At 51.8% G+C, this 566-nt stretch carries 1 protein-coding gene and 1 pseudogene; one reads left to right on the top strand and one right to left on the bottom strand.

What is annotated here, in order from left to right:
• Nucleotides 1-122: 122 nt before the first annotated feature.
• Complete coding sequence (gene tnpB, locus DXT99_RS26790; protein ID WP_147294333.1) at nucleotides 123-344, top strand: IS66 family insertion sequence element accessory protein TnpB; 222 nt, start codon at nucleotides 123-125, stop codon at nucleotides 342-344.
• Between the two features lie 112 nt (nucleotides 345-456).
• Here tnpB and DXT99_RS28115 read toward each other — a convergent pair.
• Nucleotides 457-566, bottom strand: a pseudogene (locus DXT99_RS28115) (IS982 family transposase); the annotation flags it as partial.

Below are 566 nucleotides of genomic sequence, written 5' to 3'. Positions count from 1 at the left end.
TGAACCCTTACCAGTGGCTTAAACACACGCTGGAAAACATCATGTCCATCAACCACAAAAACCTGCGCGAGCTCTACCCGCAGAACTTTAAGGACAAGTCAAACATGTAGTTCGTCGGGCGGATACGGCTGTGCGGCATCGTAACATCGGAACTTGGTCGCAGTTCCACGGGCGGTGAGGTGTTCGTGTTCCTCAACCGCAAGCGCACCCGTCTTGAAATGTTGCACTGGGAGCACGGGGGCTTCGTGCTCTACTACAAAAGGTTGGCTTTGGGCACCTTTCCGCTGCCCAAAGCCACAGTGGGCAGCTCTCTAAGCTGGAGCGATCTGATCCTGATGGTGTAAGGGATCGAAGTGGTGAAGAGCAACCGGCGACGAAGGTTCTTCTTGCCGCAATAAGCGGGTTTTTCATGACATTACGGCTGTTTTTTTCTTATTTTTAACGTGAACTCGGGAATTAAGCCAATGTTCTGGCGGGGTTGAACCTTTTGTTTTTGTGGTCGAGAAAGGTGTAGGCTGTCAGGCCGGAGAGGATGTGAACCAGTGCGTTAAGGGGGTTTCTGTGTC

The sequence above is a fragment of the Pontibacter diazotrophicus genome, from assembly GCF_003367245.1.
Taxonomy (GTDB): Bacteria; Bacteroidota; Bacteroidia; order Cytophagales; family Hymenobacteraceae; genus Pontibacter; species Pontibacter diazotrophicus.
The sequence above is the reverse complement of the archived record's forward strand: the minus strand, read 5'-3'. Positions and strand labels throughout refer to the sequence as shown.